The organism is Rhodopseudomonas sp. G2_2311, assembly GCF_047501505.1.
Lineage (GTDB): Bacteria > Pseudomonadota > Alphaproteobacteria > Rhizobiales > Xanthobacteraceae > Rhodopseudomonas > Rhodopseudomonas palustris_H.
In genome coordinates this window covers 345,910-359,931 of record NZ_JAZDRK010000001.1, presented here as the reverse complement: position 1 = coordinate 359,931, position 14,022 = coordinate 345,910, and the positions used below count along the sequence as shown (strand labels likewise).

Annotated in this window: 14 protein-coding genes; 13 read left to right on the top strand and 1 reads right to left on the bottom strand. The window is 65.1% G+C overall.

Annotated features, from left to right (window positions below; genetic code table 11):
• Nucleotides 1-74 precede the first annotated feature (74 nt).
• From eno to VRZ08_RS01780, 3 genes are all read left to right on the top strand, one after another.
• On the top strand, nt 75-1,358 hold the full coding sequence (eno, locus tag VRZ08_RS01790) for a phosphopyruvate hydratase (RefSeq protein ID WP_264052428.1): 1,284 nt from the start codon (nt 75-77) through the stop codon (nt 1,356-1,358).
• A gap of 175 nt (nt 1,359-1,533) precedes the next feature.
• The gene (locus VRZ08_RS01785; protein WP_414531392.1) at nt 1,534-2,667 is read left to right on the top strand and encodes a zinc-binding dehydrogenase; all 1,134 of its coding nucleotides are present in this window, start codon (nt 1,534-1,536) and stop codon (nt 2,665-2,667) included.
• Nucleotides 2,668-2,751: 84 nt separating this feature from the next.
• Nucleotides 2,752-3,555, top strand: coding sequence for a hypothetical protein (locus tag VRZ08_RS01780; protein WP_107355868.1), 804 nt, complete (start codon nt 2,752-2,754; stop codon nt 3,553-3,555).
• Between the two features lie 104 nt (nt 3,556-3,659).
• Here the strand turns inward: VRZ08_RS01780 and VRZ08_RS01775 are convergent, their stop codons facing one another.
• Nucleotides 3,660-4,274: a LysE family translocator gene (locus VRZ08_RS01775; protein WP_011158420.1), complete on the bottom strand. Its 615-nt coding sequence runs from the start codon at nt 4,272-4,274 to the stop codon at nt 3,660-3,662.
• 92 nt (nt 4,275-4,366) lie between these two features.
• Between VRZ08_RS01775 and VRZ08_RS01770 the strand changes: the two genes are divergently transcribed.
• From VRZ08_RS01770 to VRZ08_RS01725, 10 genes are all read left to right on the top strand, one after another.
• The gene (locus tag VRZ08_RS01770; RefSeq protein WP_414531391.1) at nt 4,367-5,509 is read left to right on the top strand and encodes a CaiB/BaiF CoA transferase family protein; all 1,143 of its coding nucleotides are present in this window, start codon (nt 4,367-4,369) and stop codon (nt 5,507-5,509) included.
• Nucleotides 5,510-5,647: 138 nt separating this feature from the next.
• Nucleotides 5,648-6,208 carry an NADPH-dependent FMN reductase gene (locus tag VRZ08_RS01765; protein ID WP_414531390.1) on the top strand — a complete coding sequence of 187 codons (561 nt, stop codon included), beginning with the start codon at nt 5,648-5,650 and terminating at the stop codon, nt 6,206-6,208.
• A gap of 89 nt (nt 6,209-6,297) precedes the next feature.
• Nucleotides 6,298-6,615 carry an FtsB family cell division protein gene (locus VRZ08_RS01760; protein WP_107344770.1) on the top strand — a complete coding sequence of 106 codons (318 nt, stop codon included), beginning with the start codon at nt 6,298-6,300 and terminating at the stop codon, nt 6,613-6,615.
• 152 nt (nt 6,616-6,767) lie between these two features.
• Entirely contained in the window at nt 6,768-7,802 is a 1,035-nt protein-coding gene (gene pdhA / locus VRZ08_RS01755; protein ID WP_264052424.1) for a pyruvate dehydrogenase (acetyl-transferring) E1 component subunit alpha, read from the top strand.
• A gap of 58 nt (nt 7,803-7,860) precedes the next feature.
• Nucleotides 7,861-9,270: a pyruvate dehydrogenase complex E1 component subunit beta gene (locus tag VRZ08_RS01750; RefSeq protein WP_414531389.1), complete on the top strand. Its 1,410-nt coding sequence runs from the start codon at nt 7,861-7,863 to the stop codon at nt 9,268-9,270.
• A gap of 4 nt (nt 9,271-9,274) precedes the next feature.
• Nucleotides 9,275-9,571 carry a DUF5076 domain-containing protein gene (locus VRZ08_RS01745; RefSeq protein ID WP_107344767.1) on the top strand — a complete coding sequence of 99 codons (297 nt, stop codon included), beginning with the start codon at nt 9,275-9,277 and terminating at the stop codon, nt 9,569-9,571.
• 12 nt (nt 9,572-9,583) lie between these two features.
• The gene (locus VRZ08_RS01740) at nt 9,584-10,978 is read left to right on the top strand and encodes a pyruvate dehydrogenase complex dihydrolipoamide acetyltransferase (protein ID WP_414531388.1); all 1,395 of its coding nucleotides are present in this window, start codon (nt 9,584-9,586) and stop codon (nt 10,976-10,978) included.
• Nucleotides 10,979-11,050: 72 nt separating this feature from the next.
• A complete protein-coding gene (gene lpdA, locus VRZ08_RS01735; protein WP_414531387.1) occupies nt 11,051-12,472 on the top strand; it encodes a dihydrolipoyl dehydrogenase in 1,422 nt (473 codons plus the stop codon).
• Nucleotides 12,473-12,704: 232 nt separating this feature from the next.
• Nucleotides 12,705-13,148: a hypothetical protein gene (locus tag VRZ08_RS01730; RefSeq protein WP_414531386.1), complete on the top strand. Its 444-nt coding sequence runs from the start codon at nt 12,705-12,707 to the stop codon at nt 13,146-13,148.
• Nucleotides 13,135-13,956 carry a tetratricopeptide repeat protein gene (locus tag VRZ08_RS01725; protein ID WP_011158411.1) on the top strand — a complete coding sequence of 274 codons (822 nt, stop codon included), beginning with the start codon at nt 13,135-13,137 and terminating at the stop codon, nt 13,954-13,956. The genes VRZ08_RS01730 and VRZ08_RS01725 overlap by 14 nt, the downstream gene beginning before the upstream one ends.
• The last annotated feature ends 66 nt before the right edge of the window (nt 13,957-14,022 follow it).

Genomic DNA, 14,022 nt, shown 5'->3' with positions numbered 1-14,022 from the left:
CGGCCTTTTCGTGCCCGGAGCCATGCTGTAGAAGCGGCGCAACTCCATTCCCTCCATCCGATCAAGAGGCATTCATGACCGCCATCGTCGACATCATCGGCCGCGAAATTCTCGACAGCCGCGGCAATCCGACCGTCGAAGTCGACGTGGTGCTCGAGGACGGCTCGGTCGGCCGCGCCGCGGTGCCGTCGGGCGCCTCCACCGGCGCCCATGAGGCGGTCGAGCTGCGCGACGGCGACAAGGCCCGCTATCTCGGCAAGGGCGTGCAGAAGGCGGTCGAGGCGGTCAACGGCGAGTTGTTCGACGCGCTCGGCGGCATGGACGCCGAACAGCAGGTGCAGATCGACCAGACTATGATCGAGCTCGACGGCACCCCGAACAAGGGCCGGATCGGCGCCAACGCCATCCTCGGCGTCTCGCTGGCCGCGGCGAAGGCGGCGGCGGCGTCCTACGACATGCCGCTGTATCGCTATGTCGGCGGCACCTCGGCCCGCACCCTGCCGGTGCCGATGATGAACATCGTCAACGGCGGCGTGCATGCCGACAACCCGATCGACTTCCAGGAATTCATGATCATGCCGGTCGGTGCGCCGACCTTTGCCGACGCGCTGCGCTGCGGCTCGGAGATCTTCCACACCCTCAAGGGTGAACTGAAGAAGGCCGGCCACAACACCAATGTCGGCGATGAAGGCGGCTTCGCGCCGAACCTGCCGTCGGCCGATGCGGCGCTCGACTTCGTCATGGCCGCGATCGGCAAGGCTGGCTACAAGGCCGGCGACGACGTGATGCTGGCGCTGGACTGCGCCGCCACCGAGTTCTTCAAGGATGGCTCCTACGTCTATGGCGGCGAGAACAAGACCCGCTCGCGCTCGGAGCAGGCCAAGTACCTCGCTGATCTCGTCGCGCGCTATCCGATCGTGTCGATCGAAGACGGCATGAGCGAAGACGACATGGACGGCTGGAAGGAGCTGACCGATCTGATCGGCGGCAAGTGCCAGCTCGTCGGCGACGACCTGTTCGTCACCAACGTCACCCGGCTCGCGGACGGCATCAAGAACGGCCGCGCCAACTCGATCCTGATCAAGGTCAACCAGATCGGCACGCTGACCGAGACGCTGGCCGCCGTCGAGATGGCCCACAAGGCCGGCTACACCGCGGTGATGTCGCATCGCTCGGGTGAGACCGAGGATTCCACCATCGCCGACCTCGCGGTCGCCACCAATTGCGGGCAGATCAAGACCGGCTCGCTGGCGCGCGCCGACCGCACCTCGAAGTACAACCAGCTGCTGCGCATCGAGCAGGAGCTCGGCTCCAGCGCGCACTACGCCGGCAAGGCGGCGCTGAAGGCGTTTCGCTGAACTAGAACCGCGTCATTGCGAGCGAAGCGAAGCAATCCAGAGGCCGGATGTCGGAACTGAATTGCTTCGTCGCTTCGCTCCTCGCAATGACGGATAGGTTATCAGCGCGGCCTTGAACCCTGCGCGCGGCTGCCCCAAGGTGCGGCCGCGCTGACAACAAGCAGGGAGACGACGCGTGAGTGAGACCACCGGACTGCAACTGCGCTCGCTGATCAAGGCGAGCGGTGACCTCGAAGTTTCGCTGCTGCCGGTGAGCGTTCCCGCGCCCGGCCCCGACGAGGTCGTGGTCCGGGTCGAAGCCACCCCGATCAATCCCTCCGATCTCGGCCTGCTGTTCGGCGCCGCCGACATGTCGACCGCGAAAGCGTCCGGCACGGCGGACGCGCCGGTGATCACCGCCAAGGTGCCCGAAGCCGCCATGAAGGCAATGGCCGCGCGGCTCGACGAGTCGATGCCGGTGGGCAATGAGGGCGCCGGTACCGTGATCAAGGCCGGCAGCTCGGATGCAGCGCAGGCGCTGCTCGGCAAGACCGTGGCGATGATCGGCGGCGCGATGTACGCGCAGTATCGCCTGATCAAAGCGGCCGACTGTCTGAAGCTAGCCGACGGCACCACCGCGGCCGAAGGCGCGTCATGCTTCGTCAATCCGCTGACCGCGCTCGGCATGACCGAGACGATGAAGCGCGAGGGCCACAAGGCGCTGGTGCACACCGCCGCAGCGTCGAACCTCGGCCAGATGCTGAACCGGATCTGCCTCAAGGACGGCATCGATCTGGTCAACATCGTCCGCAGCGAGGCGCAGGCCAAGCTGCTCCGCGAGATCGGCGCCAAATACGTGCTCGACTCCACGGCGCCGACCTTCGTCGATGATCTCACAGACGCGCTGGTCAAGACCGGAGCCACCATCGCGTTCGACGCGATCGGCGGCGGCCGGCTCGCGGGCCAAATCCTGAGCTGCATGGAAGCCGCGATCGGCAAGACCGCGACTGGACCCTACAGCCGCTATGGCTCGAACGTGATGAAGCAGGTTTACATCTACGGCAGCCTCGATACCAAGCCGACCGAGATTGTCCGCAATTTCGGTTTCGCCTGGGCGGCCGGCGGCTGGCTGCTGTTCCCGTTCCTCCAGAAGATCGGTGCCGCCGACGCGGCCAAGCTCCGCGCCCGCGTCGCAGCCGAACTCAAGACTACCTTCGCCAGCCATTACACCAAGATCGTGTCGCTGAAGGAAGCTCTGACCCTCGACGCCATCGCCGCCTACAACAAGCGCGCCACCGGCGAGAAGTACCTGATCGATCCGACCAAATAATCGCCGCGATCGCCTGCGAAACATGCTGGCTCTGGTTGAGAACAAGAGTTAGTCTCAACCAGGGCGGCAAGCAGGGAAAGCAGCATGGATCAGATGGCTGAGCAGCGTCCGTCGGAATTGGCGGAGGCGACCGCTGCGTTGATCAACCACATCGTCGGTGCGATCGAGGCGGCCGCTGTGGTGATGGAGCCGTTCTATCACCTCGAATTTGTCGGGATCTTTCCCGCGCTGGTGTACGCGGCGATGCTTCAGGCGCTGCCGCGCAACACGGACTACCGGCCGATGCACGGCCGCAGCAAAGGCAACGATCTCGCCGACGGCACCCATACCCGCGTGAAGATCGATTTGTTTCCCGAGTACATCCGGCATCTGCCGCCGCAGCAGCGCTCCGTCTGGCGCATGGTCGGAGATGCGCTGTGTTCAGAGCCGGTGAAGAACGCATTCCGCCGCAAGCTGGCACCGGCGCTGGAGAAACGATTTGGCCCGGACGCGCAGGACGTCGGGATGTTTCCGATCCCGATCCTGACCCGCGATGTGCCCGGCTATAAGATTACGCCGCATACCGACACGCATTGGAAGGGCATCACCGTGCAGCTGTATCTGCCGCGGGACGAAGCCCACACCGATATCGGCACGATCTTCCATGACGTCTTGCCGGACGGGTCGATGCCGAAAGCGCGGCAGATGAAGTTCGCGCCGAATTCTGGCTACGCGTTTGCGGTCGACAAGCACACCTGGCATTCCGCCGACACTGTGCCTGCAGGCGTCGAGACGCGGGACAGCATTCTGCTGACCTATTTCGTCGACCAGGGCGTTCTCAAGGTGCTGCGCAATCGCGGCAAGCGGCTCGGCAACTTCCTGCTCAACGAAATCCGCGCGCGGACGTGATACACTTCGTCATTGCGAGGCGGCGTAGCCGACGAAGCAATCCAGCGGGCAGTGCGCCGGATTTCTGGATTGCTTCGCTTCGCTCGCAATGACGCTGGATGAGCTCACCGCTCCGCGGTCGCCAGCTTGGCGCCGAGTGCGACGAAGGCGGCGGCGAAGCTGCGGCGGAGCCAGGTCATGACTTGTGGGCGGGTGATGACGTGGTCGCGCAGCCACGCGGCGAACAGGCCGTAGATCACGAACACCACGAACGTCATCAGCATGAAGATGCCGCTGAGCTCGATCATTCGTCCGAGCGGATGGGCATCATCGGCCGAGACGAACTGCGGCAGGAAGGCGAGGAAGAAGATCGACAGCTTCGGATTGAGGATGTTGATCAGCACGCCGGTCACCGTCATCTGCAGCGCCGAGGGGGCTCCGACGTCGCTGTCGACGCTGAGCGGTCCGCGTTCGCCGAGCGTCTTCCACGCCATGTACAGCAGATAAGCGACGCCGAGATACTTGAAGAGCTGGAACGCTACCGCGCTGGTGTGAAGCAGGGCGGCGAGACCGAGGATCGCGGCCGCCATGTGCGGCACGATGCCGATGGTCGAGCCGAACGCTGCGATGGCGCTGGCCCGCGGCCCGCGCGACAGCCCGGTGGCGACCGTGTAGAGCACGCCGGTTCCGGGCGAGGCGACCACGATCAGCGAGGTGATGAGAAATTCGGCGGTCACCATTGCACGCTCCGCTCCTGCCAGACACTTGCAATTTGCCTCGCACCCCTGAAACAGTGCGCGCCAACAGACATAACACGAAATCGGAGACCGCAATGGGTGGACCGCTCGCCGGCATCAAAGTGATCGAGATCGCGCAGGCGATCGCCGGGCCTATGGCCGGTATGATCCTCGGCGACATGGGCGCCGAAGTGATCAAGGTCGAGAAGCACGACGGCGGCGACGATGCCCGGCACTGGGGCCCGCCCTTCATCGACGGCGACTCTCTGCTGTTTCACACCTACAACCGCAACAAGCGCTCGGTGACTCTGGACATCAAGGACCCGGACGATGTCGCGCGGCTCAAACAGCTCGTCCAGGATGCGGACATCCTGATCCAGAACCTGCGCTCCGGCGTGGTCGCGTCGTGCGGCATCGGGCCGGACGTGATGTGCGCGGTCAATCCGCGGCTGATCTATTGCTCGGTCTGGGCGTTCGGCAAAGCCGGTCCGTTGAGCAAGGAGCCGGGCTTCGATCCGCTGCTGCAGGCCTATGGCGGGGTGATGTCGCTCACCGGCGGTCCCGAGCATCCGCCGACCTTCTGCGCACCGCCGATCAACGATCGCGCCACTGCGCAGTGGTGCGTGATCGGCGCGCTGGCAGCGCTTCAGCAGCGCCACGTCACCGGCAAAGGCTGCGTGATCGACACCTCGCTGTTCGACACGGCGGTCGGCTGGGTCGACATGTCGCTCAGCGGCTATCTGCTCGACGGCGAGCCGCCGGCCCGCCATGGTACCGCCAGCGGCACGCTGGCGCCGTATCAGGTGTTCGAGACCGCCGACCGTCCGATCGTGATCGCCGCCGGCAACGACCGGCTGTTCGCGCGCTGTGCCGCTGTGCTTGGCCACCCGGAGTGGAGTGCCGACCAGCGCTTTGCGCGGGTGCGCGACCGGCAGGCGCATCGGCCCGTATTGATCCCGCTGATGCAGGAGGTGCTGAGAACCCGCGGCGCCGCCGATTGGCTCGCGGACTTCAAGAACGCGGGCGTGCCGGTGAGTCCGGTCAATGACATTCCCGAGCTCGCCGCCACCGAACAGCTCGCCGCGGCCGATCTGCTGCGCACGATGCCGGACACTGGCCTGAAGGTCGCCGGCCTGCCGATCCTGTTCGACGGCCAGCGGCCCGATCCCGAACTCGCCACGCCCAAGCTCGGCGCGCACAACCATGAGGTGCTGGGTAACCGCGCTGCGGCCGAATAGGGCGGCGCGCACACCGAGTTAGGTGAGGGGACCATCAAAACCGCGTCATCGCCACACCACTGTCGCATGTTGCGCTTTCTCCGTCATCGCGGCGGGCTAGGCTCGCCGCGACTGTTCATGGTTTACGGAGGATTTTGAATGGCCCCACCATATAGCGTCGCCGCTGTCGTCGGCAGTTTGCGCAAGCAGGCGTATTCGCTGCGCACCGCGCAGGCCCTGAGCAAGCTCGCGCCGGACACTCTGAAGCTGGACATCGTCACGCTGCACGGGCTGTCGATGTACAACCAGGATCTCGAGACCGACGCGCCGCCCGCCGACTGGACCGCGTTCCGCGACAGCATCAAGGCCTCTGATGCGGTGCTGTTCGTGACGCCGGAATACAACCGCTCGATTCCGGGCGTGCTGAAGAACGCCATCGACGTCGGTTCGCGTCCGTACGGCAAGAGCTGCTTCGACAAGAAGCCGGCCGGCGTGCTGTCGAATTCGCCCGGCGCGATCGGCGGCTTTGGCGCCAACCACCATTTGCGGCAGTGCCTGGTGTTTCTCAACATGCCGACGCTGCAGCAGCCGGAGGCTTATGTCGGAGGCATCGGCGATGCGTTCGGCGAGGACGGTGCGCTGGTCAAGGATTCGCTCCGCGAGTTCCTGCAGAAGTACATCGACGCCTTCGCCGGCTTCGTCGCCCAGCAGTACAAATAGCGTCCGACACCTGTCCCGCCGGTTGTAAAGCTGGCGGGACAGTTGCGCGCGTTAGCCGTGCGTTAACCGCGCTGTCCCATGGTCCGGCCATGGTCACCCGCAGTCGCCTCAAATCGATCCTCGCCGGCATCGCGCTGTACGCGATTGCTGCGGCCGTGATCGGCTATTTCGGCGTCAATGCCTACACCGGCCGCTACGGCCTGACCGCGCAGCAGGAGCTCGACCAGGAAATCACCGCGCTCACTGCGGAACTGGTGCAACTGCGTCAGCAGCGCGCCGAGGCCGAGCAGCGAGTCTCGCTGCTGCGCTCCGACCGGATCGACCCGGATATGCTCGACGAGCGCGTGCGCTATCAGCTCGACTTCGCCAATCCGGCGGACTTGGTGCGGATGCTGCCCGAGCGCTGAGTGCGCAAATTCCAAAAATCTGGACGAACGATTTCGAAAGTTTCGTGTCGCTGCACTGCGGCATATTGATTTGCGCGCAGCGACATAGCGATCCTTTCAAGCCGCTATAAGTTACGATAGAGAGGCTCATCTCATCTCTAATCGGAATCGCCATGGCCGCACCCAAGAAGAGCGCCGCGAAGGAAACAGCACAGGACAATGCTGGAGGAGCGTCACCATCGAACGTGCCGCCTTTCACCAAGGAACAGGAGCTCGGCGCTTTTCGAGAAATGCTGCTGATCCGACGCTTCGAAGAGAAGGCCGGTCAGCTCTACGGCATGGGTGCGATCGGCGGTTTCTGTCATCTCTATATCGGTCAGGAAGCCGTCGTCGTCGGCATGCAGATGGCGCTGCGCGAAGGTGATCAGGTGATCACCGGTTATCGCGATCACGGCCACATGCTCGCCTGCGGCATGGACGCCAACGGCGTGATGGCCGAACTCACCGGACGCCGCGGCGGCTACTCCAAGGGCAAGGGTGGCTCGATGCACATGTTCAGCCGGGAGAAGAGTTTCTTCGGGGGACACGGCATCGTCGGCGCGCAAGTGTCGCTCGGCACCGGCATCGCCTTCGCCAACCGCTATCGCGGCGATGGCCGCGTCTGCCTCGCTTATTTCGGCGACGGCGCTGCCAATCAGGGCCAGGTGTACGAAAGCTTCAACATGGCGGAGTTGTGGAAGCTCCCCGTGGTGTACGTGATCGAGAACAACCGCTACGCCATGGGCACCTCGGTGACGCGCTCTTCGGCGCAGACCGATTTCTCCAAGCGCGGCGTGTCGTTCAACATTCCGGGCGAGCAAGTGGACGGCATGGACGTGCGTGCGGTGAAGGCCGCCGGCGACAAGGCGGTTGCACATTGCCGGGCCGGCAACGGCCCGTTCATCCTCGAGATGCAGACCTATCGTTATCGCGGTCACTCGATGTCGGATCCGGCGAAGTATCGGTCGCGCGAGGAGGTCGACAAGATCCGCAACGATCAGGATCCGATCGAGCAGGTCCGCAAGCGTCTGCTCGCGCTCGACATGACCGAAGACGATCTCAAGGCGATCGATGCCGAGGTGCGCAAGGTCGTCAATGAGTCGGCGGACTTCGCCCAGCACGATCCCGAGCCCGATCCATCCGAACTGTACACCGATGTGTATCGCTGATCCCCGCCTTGCCGTGTCGCGGCTGCTTCCCGCCTGACTGAATGACTGCGGAGCCCCAATGCCAATCCAAGTTCTGATGCCCGCGCTGTCGCCGACCATGGAGAAGGGCAACCTGTCGAAATGGCTCAAGAAGGAAGGCGACAAAGTCAAAAGCGGTGACGTCATCGCCGAGATCGAGACCGACAAGGCGACGATGGAAGTCGAAGCCGCCGACGAAGGCACGCTCGGCAAGATCCTGATCCCCGAAGGTACCAACGACGTCGCGGTGAACACGCCGATCGCTACCATTCTCGGTGACGGCGAAAGCGCGGCTGATGCCGACAAGGCGTCGGACCCGGCCGCGCAGAACAAGGCCTCGCAATCGGCCCCGCCGGCGGCGGAGACTGAAGCCGCGCAGGCCAAGTCCGCAGCGGCGCCGGCGCAGCACGCGCCAGGAGCACCGACGGTGTCGGCCGCCGCTGATCCGGACATTCCGGCCGGCACTGAGATGGTGACGGTGACGATCCGCGAGGCGTTGCGCGATGCGATGGCCGAGGAAATGCGCCGCGATCCCGACGTGTTCGTGATGGGCGAAGAGGTCGCCGAGTATCAGGGCGCCTACAAGGTCACGCAGGGACTGCTGCAGGAATTCGGCGACCGCCGCGTGATCGATACCCCGATCACCGAGCACGGCTTCGCCGGCGTCGGCGTCGGTGCCGGCTTTGCCGGGCTGAAGCCGATCGTCGAGTTCATGACCTTCAACTTCGCCATGCAGGCGATCGACCAGATCATCAACTCGGCGGCGAAGACGCTGTACATGTCGGGCGGCCAGCTCGGCTGCTCGATCGTGTTCCGTGGCCCGAACGGCGCCGCCTCGCGCGTCGCCGCGCAGCACAGCCAGGACTACTCGGCCTGGTACGCGCAGATCCCCGGCCTCAAAGTGGTGGCGCCGTATTCGGCCGCCGACGCCAAGGGCCTGCTCAAGGCGGCGATCCGCGATCCCAATCCGGTGATCTTCCTCGAGCACGAGATGCTGTACGGCCAGCACGGCGAAGTGCCGAAGCTCGACGACTACGTGATCCCGATCGGCAAGGCGCGCATCGTGCGCGAGGGCAAGGATGTCACGCTGATCTCGTGGTCGCACGGCATGACCTACACGCTGAAGGCCGCCGACGAGCTGGCGAAGGACGGCATCTCGGCCGAAGTGATCGACCTGCGCACGCTGCGTCCGCTCGACACCGAAACGATCATCGCCTCGGTGAAGAAGACCGGTCGTGCCGTGACGGTCGAAGAGGGCTGGCAGCAGAACGGCGTCGGCGCCGAACTCTCCGCCCGGATCATGGAGCACGCGTTCGATTACTTGGACGCGCCGGTGACGCGCGTATCCGGCAAGGACGTGCCGATGCCGTATGCCGCCAATCTCGAAAAGCTGGCACTGCCCAGCGTCGCCGAGGTGGTCGAGGCCGCCAAAGCCGTCTGCTATCGGTGAGCCTATGACCGGACCCAAGCAACAGCCGCTGCCGCCCGACGTCGCAAACCGCGAAGACGCGATCGAGGTGCTGCGCGCCTTCGTGCTCGACGGCGGTCTGTCGATTGCGTTCATGCGCGCGTTCGAAGATCCGGAGATGTGGGGGCTGCTGCTGGTCGACATCGCCCGCCACGCCGCGCGCGCCTATGCGCGCGAGAGCGAATACACCGAGGACGAGGCGCTGGAGCGCATCGTCGAGATGTTCGAGGCCGAGCTGTCGCGCCCGACCGACACCGGCGCCACCACCGAACGGCCGCAGTAAGGTTCTGTCCTCATGCCGATCAATATTCTGATGCCCGCGCTGTCGCCGACCATGGAGAAGGGCAACCTTGCGAAGTGGCTGAAGAAGGAGGGCGACAAGGTCAAAAGCGGTGACGTCATCGCCGAGATCGAGACTGACAAGGCGACGATGGAAGTCGAGGCCGCCGACGAAGGCACGCTGGCCAAGATCATCGTGCCAGAAGGTACCCAGGACGTTCCGGTCAACGACGTGATCGCGGTGCTTGCCGCGGACGGCGAGGACGTGAAAGCGGCGGGGGCAGGCGGGACGGCCAGTGCCGGCGGTGCCCCCTCTCCCCAGAGGGGAGAGGGAGCCGGCCCTGCGGGTGGCAAGGCCGAGGCCAATTCGCACGCACAGGACAGGGCTGACCAGAGGCCGACGCCCCAGCCGCCTTCACCTCTCCCCAACGGGGAGAGGTCGCCGCCGCAGGCGGCGGGTGAGGGGGCTAAGGCGCCAGCGAATGGCCGTGTGTTCGCCTCGCCACTCGCGCGGCGGCTGGCGAAAGACGCCGGCATCGATATCGCCCGCGTCACCGGCACCGGCCCGCACGGCCGTGTCATCGCTCGCGACGTCGAGCAGGCCAGGAGCGGCGGCGGCCTGAAGGCGCAGGCGGCAGCCGCTGCGGCCGGTCCGGCGATCGCGCCCGCGATGTCGGATCAGCAGATCCGCGCACTGTATCCGGAAGGCTCCTATGAGGTGGTGCCGCACGACGGCATGCGCCGGACCATTGCGCAAAGGTTGACCCAGTCGACCCAGACCATTCCGCATTTCTATCTGACGATCGACTGCAACCTCGACCGGCTGCTCGCCGCGCGCGAGGACATCAACGCCGCCGCGCCGAAGGACAAGGACGGCAAGCCGGCCTACAAGCTGTCGGTCAACGACTTCATCATCAAGGCGATGGCGATCGCCCTGCAGCGGATTCCCGACGCCAACGTTTCGTGGACCGAAGCCGGCATGCTGAAGCACAAGCATTCCGACATCGGCGTTGCGGTGGCGATGCCGGGCGGGCTGATCACCCCGATCATCCGCAGCGCGGAGACGGCGTCGCTGTCGTCGATCTCGGCGCAGATGAAGGATTTTGCCGCGCGCGCCCGCGCTCGCAAGCTGAAGCCCGAAGAGTATCAGGGCGGCACCACCGCGGTGTCCAATCTCGGGATGTTCGGCATCAAGGACTTCACCGCGGTGATCAACCCGCCGCACGCCACCATCCTGGCGGTCGGCACTGGCGAGCAGCGGGCCATCGTCAAGGACGGCAAGATCGAGATCGCCACCATGATGAGCGTGACGCTGTCTTGCGATCACCGCGCCGTCGACGGTGCGCTCGGCGCCGAACTGATCGGCGCCTTCAAGACGCTGATCGAAAATCCCGTGATGATGATGGTGTGAACGTCTTCCCCTCTCTCCTTGTGGGAGAGGGTGCCACCTGTGGCCGGGTGAAGGGAATAAGAGCGAGTAGTTATGTCCGACACCTCCTTCGACGTCATCATCATCGGCTCCGGACCCGGCGGCTATGTCGCGGCGATCCGGGCGGCGCAGCTCGGGTTCAAGACCGCGATCGTCGAGAAATCGTATCTCGGCGGCATCTGCCTGAACTGGGGCTGCATCCCGACCAAGGCGCTGCTGCGCTCGGCCGAAATCTATCACTACATGCAGCACGCCAAGGATTACGGGCTGTCGGCCGACAACATCTCGTTCGATCCGAAGGCGATCGTGCAGCGCTCGCGCGGGGTGTCGAAGCGGCTGAACGACGGCGTCGGCTTCCTGATGAAGAAGAACAATATCTCGATCATCTGGGGCCAGGCGACCATCGACGCGCCGGGCAAGCTCACGGTCGCCGCCTCCAAAAACGAGGCGCCGAAGGGTGCGCTGCCGCCGGGCAGCTATCAGGCCAAGCACATCATCGTCGCCACCGGGGCGCGGCCGCGGGTGCTGCCGGGTCTCGAGCCGGACAAGAAGCTGGTCTGGACCTATTTCGAGGCGATGGTGCCGGAAGTGATGCCGAAGTCGCTGCTGGTGGTCGGCTCAGGGGCGATCGGCATCGAGTTCGCCTCGTTCTTCCACACCATGGGCGCCAAGGTCACCGTGGTCGAAGTGCTGCCGCAGATCTTGCCGGTCGAGGACGCCGAGATCGCCGCGCTCGCCCGCAAGCGGTTCGAGAAGCAGGGCATCAAGATCCTGACCGGTGCCAAGGTCACCAAGCTCGACAAGAAGGCAGGTAGCGTCGTCGCCACCATCGATCCCGGCAACGGCAAGACCGAGACGCAGGAATTCGACCGCGTGATCTCGGCGGTCGGCGTGGTCGGCAATGTCGAAAACCTCGGCCTGGACAAGCTCGGGGTGAAGCTCGATCGCGGCACTATCGTCACCGACGGCCTCGGTCGCACCAACGTCCCCGGCCTCTATGCGATCGGCGACGTCGCCGGCCCGCCGATGCTGGCGCACAAGGCCGAGCACGAGGGGGTGATCTGTGTCGAGGCCATCAAGGGCCTGCATCCGCATCCGCTCGATAAGAGTCTGATCCCCGGCTGCACCTACTGCCAGCCTCAGGTGGCCTCCGTGGGCCTGACAGAGGCCAAGGCGAAGGAGCAGGGCCGGGAGATCCGGGTCGGCCGCTTCCCGTTCACCGCCAACGGCAAGGCGATCGCGCTCGGCGAGGACCAGGGCCTGGTCAAGGTGATCTTCGACAAGAAGACCGGGCAGCTCTTGGGTGCGCATATGATCGGCGCCGAAGTCACCGAGCTGATCCAGGGCTATGTGGTGGCGATGAACCTCGAGACCACCGAGGAAGAACTGATGCACACCGTCTTCCCGCACCCGACGCTGTCGGAGATGATGAAGGAAGCCGTGCTCGACGCCTACGGCAAGGTGCTCAACGCCTGACCCGACCGGCGACTAAGTGCACCTGAAAAGGGTGTCCGCCAGGACACTCTTGTTGCTGTGTCGCAACAGTTCTGCATCATTTAACCGTCTTTGACGGTCGCTCTTGCACACGCCGCTTTTTGGCCACACCGGTCAATGAGATCATCTGACCTGAGCCGAGCGCAGGTCGATGGTCTTACCGGGAGGGTCCGGAAAGCCCGATAGCGAGGCGGCCGGAAAGACGAGTTCGCGAATGTTCGCCACGACGCCGATGAGGTCGATGCCGACGAGCCGCCAGAGCACTGGCGGCGCCGCGAACCTGTCGGGAGCGGTTAGCGCGGGCCTGTTCGGCCTCGGCTCTCAACCTCACGTCTTCAAAAAGTCACTGTCTGCCGCGGATTTGCAGCGGCTCGGCCGTCATCTCGCCAAACAGCAGGGCGATGGTGAGGTTGCCCAGCTCCCGGCGACGATCTTGCGCAATCATGGCCACATAAGGTGCGATCACCTGACCGTCGAACAGCCGACGGCCGGTCGCGGCCGTGACAGAAATTTGACCGCCGCAGCGTTGGCAACCGACCCGTCCGAAACGGGTGTTGCCGCGACAGAGGAGAGGGCGGGAGCGTGTTGGATGGAAAGCCGGCGGGTCGTTGCGACCACACCGGGGGTGACCCGCGAGATGTGCGATGCGGAATTTTAAGCGTAGCGTTTTTGCCGCGTTGCTGATCGGCGCAGGAGCGAGCGCCGTTCCGGCGGCTGCGTTCGAAGGCACCCCGGTTCGCCCGGAGGACACCGCGATCCCGGTCGCCACCAGCCAGCCGGCCACCGCGCCGGCGCTGAAGAAGGCGCTGCCGGCGGCGCCCTCGACCACCTCGCTCACCGCCTTGCAGTATGCCGCCGAAGGCGGCCACCCGATCGCGCAGTGGCGGCTCGGGAAGATGTATGCCGACGGCAACGGCGTCGACCAGGACGACCTGCGCGCGTTCGACTATTTCAGCAAGATCGCCAACGCCCACGCCGAGGACAGCCCGTCGGCGCCGCAGGCCGCGATCGTCGCCAACGCCTTTGTGGCGCTCGGCCGCTACTATCTCGACGGCATCCCGAATTCGAAGGTCAAGCGCGATCCGGAGCGGGCGCGCGAGATGTTCTCCTATGCCGCCTCGTATTTCGGCAATGCCGACGCGCAGTACGATCTGGCGCGGCTGTACATCGATGGCGTCGGCGTGCCGCGCGACTTCCGCTATGGCGCGCGCTGGCTCGGCCTCGCCGCCCAGAAGGGCCAGCACCAGGCTCAGGCCATGCTCGGCCAGCTGCTGTTCAACGGCGAGAAGCTGCCCCGCCAGGCCGCCCGCGGCCTGATGTGGCTGACGCTGGCCCGCGATGCCGCGACGCCGGAAGAGGCCTGGATCAAGGACAGCTACAACAAGGCCTTCTCCAAGGCGTCTGACGACGACCGGGTGATGGCGCTGCAGATGCTCGAGCACTGGGTCCAGGGCCGGCGGGACTGATTGATCCCGCCACGTTCGCCGTCTCCAGAGGTGGCGAACGACGCGAGCCGTCGAAGGCAACGCTGA